The 14,795-nt window shown below is 37.6% G+C and carries 9 protein-coding genes; 5 read left to right on the top strand and 4 right to left on the bottom strand.

Annotated features, from left to right (window positions below; genetic code table 11):
• Window positions 1–181 precede the first annotated feature (181 nt).
• The 3 genes from rlmN (at window position 182) to porZ (ending at window position 5,712) form a co-directional block, all read left to right on the top strand.
• Window positions 182–1,246: a 23S rRNA (adenine(2503)-C(2))-methyltransferase RlmN gene (rlmN, locus tag F0919_RS13155; RefSeq protein WP_150033229.1), complete on the top strand. Its 1,065-nt coding sequence runs from the start codon at window positions 182–184 to the stop codon at window positions 1,244–1,246.
• A gap of 56 nt (window positions 1,247–1,302) precedes the next feature.
• A complete protein-coding gene (locus F0919_RS18660; protein WP_150033228.1) occupies window positions 1,303–3,231 on the top strand; it encodes a pseudouridine synthase in 1,929 nt (642 codons plus the stop codon).
• A 150-nt stretch (window positions 3,232–3,381) separates the two neighbouring features.
• Window positions 3,382–5,712, top strand: coding sequence for a type IX secretion system anionic LPS delivery protein PorZ (gene porZ, locus F0919_RS13145; RefSeq protein ID WP_150033227.1), 2,331 nt, complete (start codon window positions 3,382–3,384; stop codon window positions 5,710–5,712).
• On the opposite strand, the gene F0919_RS13140 is transcribed toward porZ, so the two are convergent.
• The 4 genes from F0919_RS13140 to F0919_RS13125 all read right to left on the bottom strand — a co-directional run bounded on the left by F0919_RS13140 (window position 5,696) and on the right by F0919_RS13125 (window position 9,309).
• On the bottom strand, window positions 5,696–6,265 hold the full coding sequence (locus tag F0919_RS13140) for a GNAT family N-acetyltransferase (protein ID WP_150033226.1): 570 nt from the start codon (window positions 6,263–6,265) through the stop codon (window positions 5,696–5,698). The genes porZ and F0919_RS13140 overlap by 17 nt on opposite strands.
• 206 nt (window positions 6,266–6,471) lie before the next feature.
• On the bottom strand, window positions 6,472–6,900 hold the full coding sequence (locus tag F0919_RS13135; RefSeq protein WP_150033225.1) for a YybH family protein: 429 nt from the start codon (window positions 6,898–6,900) through the stop codon (window positions 6,472–6,474).
• 154 nt (window positions 6,901–7,054) lie between these two features.
• On the bottom strand, window positions 7,055–8,938 hold the full coding sequence (locus F0919_RS13130) for a PspC domain-containing protein (RefSeq protein ID WP_150033224.1): 1,884 nt from the start codon (window positions 8,936–8,938) through the stop codon (window positions 7,055–7,057).
• Between the two features lie 44 nt (window positions 8,939–8,982).
• A complete protein-coding gene (locus F0919_RS13125; RefSeq protein WP_150033223.1) occupies window positions 8,983–9,309 on the bottom strand; it encodes a PadR family transcriptional regulator in 327 nt (108 codons plus the stop codon).
• Between the two features lie 353 nt (window positions 9,310–9,662).
• Here F0919_RS13125 and F0919_RS13120 point away from each other — a divergent pair, with 353 nt between their 5' ends.
• The gene (locus F0919_RS13120) at window positions 9,663–11,435 is read left to right on the top strand and encodes a T9SS type A sorting domain-containing protein (RefSeq protein ID WP_150033222.1); all 1,773 of its coding nucleotides are present in this window, start codon (window positions 9,663–9,665) and stop codon (window positions 11,433–11,435) included.
• Window positions 11,436–11,592: 157 nt separating this feature from the next.
• Window positions 11,593–14,775, top strand: coding sequence for a SusC/RagA family TonB-linked outer membrane protein (locus tag F0919_RS13115; protein WP_150033221.1), 3,183 nt, complete (start codon window positions 11,593–11,595; stop codon window positions 14,773–14,775).
• Window positions 14,776–14,795 lie beyond the last annotated feature (20 nt).

Here is a 14,795-nt window from a genome sequence, read left to right as displayed (position 1 = left end):
CCCTTGCAGACTTGCTTGACAAGACAAATATATATAGAAAATGATTCATTTTCAAAATAAAGATAAAGTATTTTTAAAAGTAAAACAAGTGTCTTATTGCGTATTCAGCATCATCTATAACAGAAAAAGGAAATACAGCATTATTTATTGTACCTTTGCTGCTCATTTAAAATTTTCACAGATGAAAAATCTGCGACACACTCCTCTTGCGGAAATAGAAGAAACATTGAAAGAATGGGGAGAACCAAAATTCAGGGCTGCACAAATTCATGATTGGATTTGGAAAAAGCATGTCTCCTCTATCGACGAGATGAGTAATCTCTCCAAGGCTTTGCGCGAAAAACTGCAATCTGCCTTTGTCATTCCTAAAGTTACTATCGACCATAGCCAATTCAGCAATGACGGCACTATTAAAAGCCGTTTAAAACTTCACGACGAACGATTTATCGAAGGTGTTCTTATTCCTACCGAAAAAAGAATAACAGCTTGTGTTTCCTCGCAAGTGGGCTGTAGCCTTAGTTGCAAATTTTGTGCCACGGGTTACCTGAAGCGCATGCGTAACCTTGAATTCGATGAAATAGTTGATGAAGTAACCTTGATTAATCAACAAGCGGAGAAACACTTCAACCGTCATCTGAGCAATATCGTTTTTATGGGCATGGGCGAGCCTTTGCTGAATTATAAAAATGTATTGAAAGCTATTGAGCGCATTACTTCTCCTGATGGCTTGGGCATGAGCCCGCGTCGTATCACGGTTTCTACTGCCGGCGTTTCCAAGATGATAAAACAATTGGGAGACGACGGAGTAAAATTCAAACTGGCCTTGTCTTTACATGCGGCAAACGATAAGAAACGCAATGAAATCATGCCGATCAATGAAAGCAACGATTTAAAAACATTGATTGAATCATTGAACTATTTTTATCAGAAAACAGGTAATGAAATCACACTGGAATACATTCTTTTCAAAGATTTTAATGACAGTATCCAGGATGCCGACGAACTTGTAAAAGTTTATCGGCAGATACCGGCCGACCTGGTAAATATTATTGAATATAATGCCATTGATGAAGCTGATTTTTCAAAACCTGATGAAAGCGTCACCGATAAGTTTATGGGATACCTTGCTTCCAAGCGTGTAAACGCACGCCTGCGTCGCAGCCGTGGCAAGGACATCGATGCAGCATGCGGACAACTTGCAAATATTGATCGTAATGAATTGCCCGGTGCCATTATTGCCCAATAAACTATTCAATAATTCCTGTTGTTTTTACATTTTATACAATTTATCATTTTCATACAATGAACAAAAAACCGTTCCATAACGACAATCGTTCCGACAGAAAGCCTTTCGGAAGCAAAGAAGAAAAACCTTTCCGCAAATCATTTGACAATAAAGAGGAAAAACCTTTCCGCAAATCGTTTGGAAATAAGGAAGATAAACCACCTTTCAAGAAACCATTTAATAAAGATGGGGAACGACCTTTCAAAAAGCCATTTGGTGCTAATGAAGATCGTCCGTTTAAGAAGCCATTTGATAAAGATGGTGACAGACCTTTCAAGAAATCATATAACAATACTGAGGACCGTCCATTCAAAAAATCTTTTGATAAAGATGGTGACAGACCAAGAAAATCATTTGACAAAAACGAAGATCGTCCGTTCAAAAAGTCATTTGATAAAGACGGTGACAGACCGAGGAAATCGTTTGGAAATAGCGAAGATCGCCCATTTAAAAAGCCATTTAATAAAGATGGCGACAAACCTTTTAAAAAATCGTTTGGAAATAGCGAAGATCGTCCGTTTAAAAAATCATTTGATAAAAATGACGACAGGCCAAGGAAATCATTTGGTAATGACGAAGAACGTCCATTCAGGAAATCATTTGATAAGGATGGCGACAAACCTTTTAGAAAATCGTTTGGAAATAGTGAAGACCGTCCGTTTAAAAAGTCTTTTGATAAAGATGGCGACAGGCCAAGGAAATCATTTGGTAATGATGAAGAACGTCCGTTCAGGAAATCATTTGATAAGGATGGCGACAGGCCTTTTAAAAAATCGTTTGGAAATGGTGAAGACCGCCCGTTTAAAAAGTCATTTGATAAAGATGATAACAAATCTTTCAAAAAGCCTTTTGGAAAAGATAAAAACGAGGAAGAAAAAAAACCAAACAGGTATGCTAATGCCTTCGGTAATCTGGATGATGAAGAGTTAGCAGCATCAAAAAAGAAACAAGCTGAAAGGCGTGCGCAAAAGGAACAACAGGAAGAAGTAACTTTCAGCAAAGAGGTTGACGGAAAGTGGGACGAGGCTCCGGTCGAAAAAGTCTGGGGCAGAAGTGATATCAAGCCAAAGGAAAGAAAATCGGAAGATGAATATCAGGCAGAAAAAAGAGAGCGTCGCAAACATACAGATACAAGCCGTTTCATCAAACAATTTGATGATGAAAACGAACATGAAAAAGCATATACTGCAAAGGGTGGCAAAAAAGCAGAAAAAATAGAAGGCAAGGAAATTGATGATCAATTGATGCCATTGAATAAATTCATTGCTCATTGTGATGTTTGCAGCCGTCGTGATGCCGTTACACTTATCAAAGAAGGAAAAGTTACTGTCAACGGAGAATTGGTTATTGAACCCGGCCATAAAGTAACAACCGAAGATGAAATTCTTTTAAACGGTCAGAAACTCAAGGTGCAGAAGAACCTGATTTATATACTGATGAACAAGCCGAAAGGTTTCATTACTACTACTGATGATCCGAAAGGCCGTCGTACTGTAATGGAAATGGTTGAAAATGTGATTGATGAAAGAGTATTTCCCGTTGGCCGCCTGGACAGAAATACAACCGGCCTTTTGTTGCTAACGAATGATGGTGAACTGACGCAGAAATTATCTCATCCAAAACACAATATTAAAAAGGTTTACAAGGCTACATTGGATAAGAATTTATCTAAAGAGGATTTTGAAAAAATAAAAAAAGGCGTGATTCTGGAAGATGGGCCGGCACCTGTAGACCAGTTAGAGTATCTTGAAAGTAAAAATGAAATCGGGCTTGAAATCCACAGTGGTAAAAACCGTATTGTACGTCGTATTTTTGAATCATTGGGGTATGTTGTGGAAAAACTGGATAGGGTTTCCTACGCGGGTTTAACCAAGAAAAACATTATGCGTGGTAAATGGCGCTTGCTTACAAAACAAGAGGTAATTAACCTAAAGCACATGCATTAGTAAAATTGTCTTCACATAAGAAGGAATATTTTTAAAATATTATCCCGTAATTCTTACATGAGTTACGGGATTTTTTATATCTGAAACAAAAATGAATCAACGCAATAATCTACCCTAAAACCACGTTTTTATCCTACTTTTGATGTAAGTATGAGCAAAACAAATATTATCAGGACTATCTTATCAGCGGCGGCTTTAGTTGCTTTAAATATATCTTTATCTTACGCACAACCCGGAGGCCCTGCCGTTGGACAGTGGCGTTCCTATCTTCCATACAGCGAAGTAAACAGTATTGCTACTGACGGAACTATTTTTTATTGTTCAACGAATTCCGGTTTCTTTACTTATGATCGTAATGACGGTTCGCTTACAAGTTATGCCAAGGAAAACGGAATGCACGATATTGGCCTCAGTTGCGTTGGCTATGATCCGTTAACCACAAAAACCATTCTTGCATATACAAATAGTAATATTGATTTATTCAAGGATGGTAGTTTTACCAATATTCCTGCTATAAAATTATCGCAAGGCAGTGGAGATAAAACTGTCTATAATATTACAGCAGCAGAGGGAGAAGCTTATTTAAGTACGGGAATCGGGCTTATTATCCTGAATCTGAACAAAGAAGAAATCAAAGAAACTGTTGTTTTTTATGACAGTACGCTTGCAGCATCGGTTTATGCTACGGTAATTGACAACAATGATTTGTATGCTGCCACCAGTGTAGGTTTATTTAAGACTAATAAGGAGAATCCTTTCATCCAGAATTATCTTACATGGACAAAGCTTAACGATAATATTTATAGTTATTTAACGGGCAGCAATCATCAGATATATGCAGCTGCGTCTGATAGCTTGTTTGAGATGAATAGTTCAAATGCAATGATCTTTAAGTATGAAGCCGCTTATCCGATTACGCATCTGGATGCATCAGAAGACGGTATATGGATTGCAGCTTCAAAAACGGATACACATGATGAAGGCTATGGTATCCACAGAAAAGAAGATGGAACACTTGTAGATTCTTTCTTTTCTGTTTATCCAACACAAATTATAGCATTAGGTAATGGAGATATATGGTATGGCGATGCCGGGAGGTACGTTTTTACCAATTCACATGGTTTAAGAAAGCGGATTTCGGCAACCGAATCGGAGGCATATATTCCTGTAGGTCCGATTACTTCAGGAGCTTATGACGTGACGGCTTATAATGGTGATTTTTGGGTGGCGCATGGGGCAAAAAGTGTAGGTTGGGTACCTCTGAAAAACAGAGCCAACTTCTCTCATTTCACTAATGAGCACTGGGATCATTTCGGTTTTGTCAGTAATGATGCTTGGTTTCAGGATTTTATAAGAGTATTAAAAGATAATGCTACAGGAAAATTCTATGCTGCTTCTTATACAGGTGGGTTATATGAATTAGATCCCGATAACACAATTACTACATACAGGGGACAAGAATACTTTTCTCCGCAACAAACAACGCCCAACCTCACTATTCTTGTTTCCGGGATGGCGCTTGATGAAAGTGGTAATCTTTGGATGACCAATTATGGAGGTGCACAGGAGTTGGTTGTAAAAACAGCAGACGGCAATTGGTATAAAATGAATTCCATCGTTGGAAATTCCGGTCATACGGCTGCAGATGTAATTGTTGATGATTATGGCCAAAAATGGTTTATTGCCCCAAACAGTGGTGGTGTTGTTGTTTATAATGATAACGGAACTATTGACAATACCTCGGATGATAATTACAGAATTTTTAAAGCCGGAGCTGGTGCAGGAAATCTTCCCGATAATAATACATTGAGTATTGCCAAAGATAAAGATGGTGCTATCTGGGTTGGAACGGCCAATGGTATAGGCATTATTTCCTGTACGGGTACAGATGTACTGGATCCGACTATTTGCCAGGGCGATCTGAAAGTATTAAAGGCCGATTCTTTTGCGGGTTATTTATTTCAGGGCCAATATGTAAAAGCATTGGCTGTTGATGGTGCTAACCGCAAATGGGTAGGCACAACAAATGGTATATGGTTGGTTTCAGATGATGCGGAAAAAACGATTTTCCGTTTTACGCAAGATAACAGTCCGTTGCCATCAAATAATATTGAGAGGATAAATATTGACCCGGTCAAAGGTGATGTTTATATATCTACCGATAAAGGCCTTATTGCTTACAGAAGTATTGCAACGGAAGGTGGAGCTACCAATGCAGATGAACTATACATTTATCCGAATCCTGTACCTTCTAATTACACTGGAATGATAGCAATCCGCGGTTTCGCAGAAAATTCCGATGTAAGAATTACAGATATCTCCGGTCAGTTAATTTACCGGACAAAAGCAAATGGCGGACAAGCCGTATGGGATGGAATGGACTATACCGGCCGTAAAGCTCAAAGTGGTGTCTATCTTGTATTTGGCGTAAATAAAGACGGGACACAGAAAATAACCGGAAAATTTATTTTACACCGATAATATCTTTATTATTAATGGATTGTTGCCATTCTTTACGCAATAATCCATTAACGATTATATCCTGTAATTGTCCGTTGAATACAATTTGCTCACGTAACCAACCTTCTACTTTAAATCCAAGACGCTTTGCAACAGCAGCGCTTTTTTCATTTGCAGGAAAGTAATGAAGTGTTATTTTATTCAATTGTAATTTCTCGAAGAGAAATGTAATAAAGGTTGTCGCACATTGATGTAAAATACCTTTGCCTGTCTCCTCTTTAGCAAGCCAGTATCCGATTTCAGCCCTTCTCACCGTATGGTTCCAATCATGCATGCCAATACCGCCAATAAGTTTTTCATTCTTAAAAATACCAAGAAATAAGCTTTTCTGATCATGCTGATCCTGAAGGCCGGAATGGATAAAATCTAATGAATGCTCTACTTTTTGTGTTCTGTCAATCCATGTAAGCCAGGGTCTTAAATAAGGACGATTGGCTTCAATAAGTGCAAATAACTCTTCTGCATTTTCCTCACGATAATTTCTCAATTCAATTTCAGGGCTTACTGTAAGCATCTTTCGTATGTTTTACAATGGCAAAATAAAATTAAAAAATGAGAATCTGAATATCCTGATATTTTGAAAGTATAGATAATACAAAAATAAATAGCGCAGGTTTTGTCCTACGCTATTTATCTATTCCTGATATTGCTGTTTAATAATCAACATTTCTCTGAGTTATTTACCATTTCCTATCCGGTAAAAACAACACTTACGTACTTCTAACTACTATGATCCATTACAATAAACCAATTATTTTTTATCTTCTGAAACAACAGCGTGAAATGACCTTCCAGATTACCATCATCTCTTTTTAAGTGCCATTTCCCAATTACTTCCTGGTATTGATTGGATAAAGGTTTCAGCTTTATAATAGTAAAAGTTAGCTGTCCCATAGCCCTTGCGTCGGGATAGCTTTTTTTATAATTATTTAAGGTGTTTTTCCAGCCGTAAGTCAGCCCTTTTTTACCTATAAACATCAATGAGTCATTTTCCCAATAACCTTTCATGAACCCTTCAATATTACCCTCGTTCCATGCAGCAGACTGTTTAGCCAGAATATTTCTGATGCTTTGTTCATCCTGGCTTTGAGCATTTAGTGTAAATTGGATACAAATTAGAACCAAAAGAGTAGCGGCTATATTTCTCATAAAATTTCTTTCTTCCAAATATAGTTAATTGAATGTAACCTTATTGTTTTGAGTTTTGAATTTAAATTTATTTAAAAAGGAGTGCAAGAATGCACCCCTTTGTGTTGAAAACTACTACTACATAGCATCAGACGTAAAAAATCTTTGTAAGTATCTAATCATTATTCTCATCTGTATCAGAACTGTCCTTTGTTTTGGGTTCTAAGGAAACCGGGCCGTCTTTGTCCATTTTATAAAACACGTCATTGTCCCAGTTCGGCATATCTTCTGAATGATAGCTAAAACTATTTCTTCTGATTCTGAAAACCCTGTTAGTGTAAAAATCATCATTAATACCTTCTGTTTTAAATACTTTTCCTTTCGGAATCTGAACTTCTATGCTTATTTTCTGACCCCTGAACGGCTGACCTTTGGGTAAATTGAAATCGTTCGGAAGTATCAGCACATTTCCTTCCTGACGGAAATTAAAGTCAAGCGATTCTGCCAGGTGTTGTGCCCTGCTGCTGTTTTTCCCTTGTGAACTTTTTTGGATAAACAGGTGGAAATTACTGTCAAGGCTATTGGTAAAATGGAGGTTCATGTTTCCGATTGCAATAGTGGAATCATCTTTGAAACGGATGGCATCATCGCCATGGTCCCATCTTCCTGAAAATTCATTATCCCAGTCATGGTCGCCTATGGTACCGTTATCATCAATCATCATTTGCCTCACTATCAAGGTGTCGCTTTGAGGTTGAACCATTGGCAGCTCAACAGTTTTTGTATAATCCGATTTAAAATCAGAAGCAATCGTTGCGCCAATCCAGAAAAGGCCGAAAATTGCTATTCCAAATAAGAAAGATAGTACAACACTGATCCATCTTCTTGAAGTACTGCTTTTTCTTCCGGTAATTACCCTTACAAGTAACCGGATAATGCCTATAAACGGAACAATCAAGGCTATGATAATGCAAATCCAAAGCAATGTTCTGTATGTTTCATTTTCAGTTACCAAACCGCTGAATGGAAATAAGAAGAAAGATGAAGTTGCAACGCCGAACATAGCGACAATGACCGCAATTATTATGCCACCAATAGTCAAAAGGATGGAGCCCAGAACGCAGAAAACGAATATTTTTATAATGATTGAAATTGCCTTCGCAAGTCCTGAACTTTGGTTACCTGTATTTTTGAAAGTTTCTTCGCCTTTCATCGCCTGATTCAGATTATGGATATCCACTTTCTCACCGCGCATCTCAAGCTTCTCTGCAACAGTGACAGCCTTTGGGAGTGAAGCCCAAAGTATGATATACAATAATGCCAGTGTCGGAATGCCTCCGGTTACAACCGGTAAAAGAAATGTATTGGAATCTATAACATTAAAGAATATGGTTCCAAGTACGGGCGCTGCAAATATTATTCTCGGGATAATAGGATCAACATTGGAATAAGCAGCTATTCCCGCACAAACGCCACCAACAACTTTGTGGCTTGGGTCACGATATAGTCTTCTTTTAATAGACGGTGCCTGTGTAAAGGTTTCAGGCAGAACAGCCCAAAGGAGCAGGTAAACCAAAAGACCTGTTCCCCATGCCAGCGTAATCAATACCATCGCAACCCTTACTATAGTCGGATCTATATTGAAATAAGAAGCCAGCCCGCCGCAAACGCCCCCTACCATACTGTCTGACCCGCTACGAGACAAACGTTTACCTTTTGTGTCAAAGAAGGTGTGTTCTTGTTGAGATGAACGTTTTGATTCCTTTTCTTTATTGGAAGGCTCTTCTTCACCTGCCTCATTTTCAATCTGTTCAGGGCTTCCCATAATGGCAATCATATGTTCAATATCTTCGGCCATGATGCAGGGTTTACCTTTTTTCAGTTGGTCCTGAAAAAGCTCGCCCATGCGGTCTTCCATATCCCGTACGATTTCATCGCCGCCTTTTTCCCTTGAGAAAAATGATTTGATACGATTCAGGTAATCGCGTAATAAGTCATAAGCAGATTCATCGATAGGTATCAATCTGCCGGCGAGATTTATGTTGATTATCTTGTTCATTGTGTTTTGTATTTAGCTTGAAGTAGTAGATTATAATTAAAGGGTTATTCCTGTGTTATTTGGTGAACTGCATCACTCAGTTGTTTCCAGGTCTGTTGCAGCTCCTGATAAAAAGTTTCCCCTTTGTCCGTAAGGCTGAAATATTTACGTGGCGGGCCGGTTGCGCTTTCCTCCCACCTGTAGCTTAATAACTCTGCATTCTTAAGTCTTGTCAATAAAGGATACAAAGTCCCTTCCAAAATGGATAAACCTGCTGCTTTCATTTGTTCAATAATATCAGAAGGATAGACCTCTGATTTTCGAATGATAGAAAGAATACAGAACTCCAGCACTCCTTTGCGCATCTGCGAACTTGTGTTTTCGGTATTCATAATCTTTGAAGTTTTTAAAATAGAAATGCTATTAAAGACATCCCTTCGACTTTACAATGCAAAGATATAGCTATTGAATAGTAATATGCAATACATAGTACTTAATTAGGAAAACATTAACATTTTAAATACAAAGGGATCTCAATTATTTAAAGTCTTTAACAATAAGAGCCCGTTACATTGAAATGTATGTTAACAGAAATAAAAAACTAAGCATTGTAATTAGGAGGAGTGAGGGAAGCTACTTCACTTGTTTCTAAAATTGAACACAAAAGCTGAATTAATTTCCTTCAGCGTTTTAAAATAAAAACCCCTACATTTACAAGCTAAAATTTGTTTCAAAAATTTAATAAATGAAGAAAGTATTTTTATCCCTTTTGTTGACTGGCGCGGTTGCGGGATTTATTAATGCCCAGGAAAGTATTGGTGGAATTCCTTGGAGTGTAAGTAACAAAGTCGCATTAGAAAGTAGTAAAGTTTCTGTGTTGAGTCTTCCGACTCCTGATTATGTAAAGGCTCAGAAAGAAGATGAGTACAATGAGACTATAGGCAAACCCGGAAAGTATAGAGTTGCATTGGCTGTAAATTCAGATATAAATTTAGCTAAAGGATCTTTTACATATCTATCAGATGGAAGACGTATTTGGAGATTGCATGTTGAAATTCCGAATTCACAAGCTTTAAAATTACAGTATGGTGATTTCTATTTGCCTGCAGGAGTTACTTATTATGTTCAAAATGAAAACAGAAAACAATTAATCGGTGGTTATAGTTACTCTTCTAACACTTACACCAAATCAATGGCTCACGAAATGATTCAGGGTTCAGCCGTTAATTTGGAAATGGATATAGAAGCAGGAGTTGATTTAAGCGCTGTTCAGTTTGAGATAAACCAGGTTTATGGTTTATACAGAGGAGCGGAAAGAATTAACCATGATTACGGTAATGCTACAACAGAAGCTACCTATGATATAGATGCAGCAGATAGTTGCCAGATAAACGCAAAATGTGCACCGGCAGCTCCTTGGTTCAACTATGCGAATGCGGTTGCTCATATCTGGATTACTGATGGTAACTCCGGAGGGTTTTGTTCCGGTACCTTGATTAATAATACTGCAAAAGATTGTGCGCCATTATTTTTAACAGCGAGCCATTGCGATGGAAATAATTCATATAGCAGCTCAAATTTTAGCCAATGGGAGTTTTCCTTTAATATATGGACTCCATTATGTGGCGGCGGCGGAAATATTAATTATACTAAAGTAGCAAAAGGGGCAGATTTTTTAGCAAGGTCATACATGACAATTCCCGGAGGTTCGGAAAGCGGTCCATTATACGGTGACTTTTTATTATTGAAATTAAAGAGTTCTAATAGTGTTTTAAGCAGCTGGGGACTTGCATTAGCCGGTTGGAATAGTGCGCCAACCAGTACTGACACTGCATGGGTTTCTTTCCATCATCCAAAGGGAGATGCTATGAAATTTACAAAAATGAGACCTTTAAATACAAATGGTTCTTTTAATACTGCAGAAGTAGGTACCCATTGGGCTGCTAAACAAGTGATTGGAGGTTCAGAACCCGGATCATCAGGAAGCGGCATCTGGGAAGCATCAACAGGCAGATTAATTGGTGATCTTTCAGGTGGTTCAGGAAGTGCTTGTACTGTGGGCAGATCAAATTTGTACTCTAAAATATCTTATACCTGGAATAATGAACATGATACGGCTTATTATAGCAATGGTATAGTGAATGCAAATAATTCTAAATTGTCTAAATTTTTAGACCCCGGAAATACAAATGCTACTTCTACAGAATTTAAATGGTTGAGCAACCCTTGTGATGTTGTGAGCATACAGGAAGTGAAGGAACTGGAAAATGCAATATCTCTTTATCCTAATCCAAATTCCGGATTTGTATATATGAAAGTGAACCTTGCAAAAGTTTCTGAACTGAAAGTTGATGTAATCAATATAGTAGGACAACATGTAGGTTCTTATACCTTAAAGAATGTAGGCCTTAATGAAGAATTCAAGTTTGATTTCAGTAGCTTTCAAAGCGGAGTTTATATGATGAGTATATCTTCTGAAAATGTAAGAATCACAAAGAAATTTGTAATAAACAAATAAAAATATTTCTGAATAACTATAAAAATGTAATTATTTAGAAAGTTCAATGATTGCGAATAAATTATATAACATAGAGCATTTGGAAAAGTATAAATTTTAATTAAATTTGCAACTTCTAAATTATCTAATTGCTAATTTTTTAACAAAATAAAAGTGTATGAAAAAAAGCTTACTCTTGTTTGCGCTCCTACTTTGGGTTGGTGTTCAGACTGTTATGGCTCAAACAAAAGCCAAAGGAAAAGTGCTTGATGCTAATGGTGAAGGAGTTCCAGGCGCTTCAATTAAAGTAAAAGGAACAACGGCAGGAACAATGACTGACGCTGATGGTAATTTTGAAATGGATGTACCCGAAGGATCCCAGCTTGTCATTTCTGCAATGGGAGCAGCGGAGAAAACTGTTGATGCAAGTGCAAATATGACAGTTTCATTGGAACAAGGTAATAACGTATTGACTGAAGTTGTAATTGCTCAACCATATGGTCCGCCGATTGCTAAAGGTAAATATGTTGGTGCTGCCGATGTTATTACAGCAGAACAAATTGCAAAAATGCCTGTTGCTGATATCACCAAAGCATTGGAAGGTGCTGCACCTGGTGTTCAGGTAACAAATGGTGGCGGTCAGCCGGGTTCCGGTTCTTCTGTCAGAATCAGAGGTTTTGGATCGTTGGGTGGTAGTAATGCTCCATTGATTGTTGTAGATGGTAGCCCCTATGATGGTGATGTTACCTCAATCAATCCATTGGATGTGGAAAGCATGACTGTATTGAAAGATGCAACTGCTACTTCATTATACGGTTCCCGTGGTTCTAATGGTGTAATTGTTGTTACAACAAAAAGAGGTAAACGCGGTGAAAGACCAAGAATCAATGTTGATGGTAAAGTAGGTACAATCCAACGTGGTATTCCAAACTACAACGTTATGACTGATCCTAAAGATTACTATGAAGCTTCCTGGAGAGCTCAGTACAATAGCTTGATTACCGGAGGCGCTACGCCAGAAGAAGCTGGATTGGCAGCATCAGGTCTTAGTGGTCAGGGTGTTGTAGATCAGTTAGGTTATAATGCCTATACAATTCCGGGAGTTGCTTCAGATACTGCAAATGCATATTTGTTGGATCCTGTAACAGGAAAATTGAATCCTAATGCCCAATTAAGATACAAAGATGATTGGACTAAAGAATTGCAAAGGACCGGTTTCCGTCAGGATTATAACTTAAATGTATCCGGTGGTAGCGATAAAACAGATTACTATCTTTCTGCAGGTTACTTGAAAGAAAAAGGATATATCCTTAATACGGATTATGAAAGATTTTCTACCCGTATGAATATCAATTCTCAAGCTGCAGATTGGGCAAGAGTAGGTATGAATCTTTCTGCTACAATGTCAAGCCAAAAAGGCCTTGGTGGTTCCGGTACCAGCAGTGGTAACCCGACTTTCATCGCTCAGACAATGGCTCCGGTTTATCCTGTTTATTATCGTGATTCATTAAATAATAAGGTTTTGGATCCTTATACAGGAAAAGATAAATATGATTATGGTTCCCTTTTAGGTGATCCTAATTTCAGCATGGGACAAAGAGCTACATTGCCTGGTAGTAATGTAATCGGTCAAATGCAATTGGATGAAAATAGTACAAGAGTTAAGAACATTACTATTTCTCCTTATTTCGAAGCTAAATTCTTAAAGAATTTTACATTCAGAACTAATTTGACTTCAAACTATACAAACTATTCTACAACTAATTACAATACATCGTTGCATGGTCAGTTTGTATCACAAGGTGGAGCTTTAACATTATCTAATGAAAATGACTTCAACTACACATGGAATCAAACATTATCATGGAATAAAGAATTTGGTACAGACCATAGTTTAAGTGTAAGCGCCGGTCATGAAAATTATTATTTCCGTGCTTCTTATGTTACTGGATCTAACACAGGTTTCCCAAGTGATAAATTCCGTGATTTAGCTGTTGCAACAGGTACTCCATCTTCTACTTCTAACACATTAGACGATAGAATTGAAAGTTATTTCGGTTTATTTAATTATGCATTTAAAGGTAAATATCTATTATCCGGTAATGTTAGACGCGATGGTTTGTCTCGTTTCTATAAAGATTCCCGTTGGGGTACCTTTGGTGCTGTAGGTGCGGCTTGGATTATTTCTGCAGAAGACTTTATGAAAAGTGTAAGCTTCGTAAATACATTGAAATTAAAAGCAAGTTATGGTACGCAAGGTAACAACGGTATTCTAACCGGCGGAGCAAATAACTATTATGCTTGGCAAGGTTTGTATGATAAAAGCAGACCAAACGGATCTAATACTGCTTCCATTCCTATCTCTCTTATCAATACAAGTTTAACTTGGGAAACTCAAAAGCAAGCTAATATCGGTTTGGAATTTGAATTATTCAAGAACCGTTTGAATGGTGAATTAAACGTGTATAATCGTACAACCAGTGGTTTATATTATAACATTCCGGTTGCACCTTCTACAGGTTATAGAACCAGATTGGATAATGCTGCAACTATGTATAACAGAGGTGTTGAGTTAAACCTTTATTTAACTGCGGTTAAAACAACTAATTTCAACTGGACTGTTAATGCTCAATTCTCTAAATTGACAAATAAAATTACAAAGCTTGCACCTAATCAGGATTCTTTTGTAACAGGTAACTATATGTACAAGCCAGGTCACTCTGTATATGACTTTTACATCGCACATAGCGCAGGTGTAGATCCTAACAATGGTGATGAACTTTATTCTTATATAGCTGCTGACGGTTCAACAAGAGATACAAGCGATTATAACTTTGCAACAAGCAATGGTGGTAGAGATTACAGAGGTTCTGCGATTCCTGATTTACAAGGTGCTATAACAAATACCTTCACTTACAAAGGTTTCTCATTATCATTCCTTATCTCTTACTCAATTGGTGGAAAGTATCTTGATGGTATCTACCAAGGCTTAATGACTGCTGGTAATATTGGTGGAACTAATTTCCATGAAGACATAAAGAATTCATGGACTGAAGCAAATCCAAGTGCTTCTTTACCAAGAATGGAATTCGGAAATCAAAATATCGGACAAGTAAGTGATAGATTTTTGACAAATGCTACCTGGGTGAATTTCAGAAACATCAGCTTAAGCTACAGTTTCCCTGAAAACATGGTTAAAAGAACCGGGATGAGTTCATTGTCTGCATATATCCTTGCTGATAACATCGGTTTGATGAGTTCACGTAAAGGTTTGAATCCACAAAGTTCATTTAGCGGAGCGTCTGATTATGTTTATGTTCCTTCAAGAACAATAATGGTGGGAGTAAGAGTGGGCTTGTAATTTTTAATTTTAACAAAATC

Origin of the sequence: Taibaiella lutea, assembly GCF_008629695.1 — a bacterium.
Lineage (GTDB): Bacteria > Bacteroidota > Bacteroidia > Chitinophagales > Chitinophagaceae > Taibaiella > Taibaiella lutea.
Note: the sequence above shows the minus strand (reverse complement) of the source record. Positions and strands in the feature narration are given on the sequence as shown.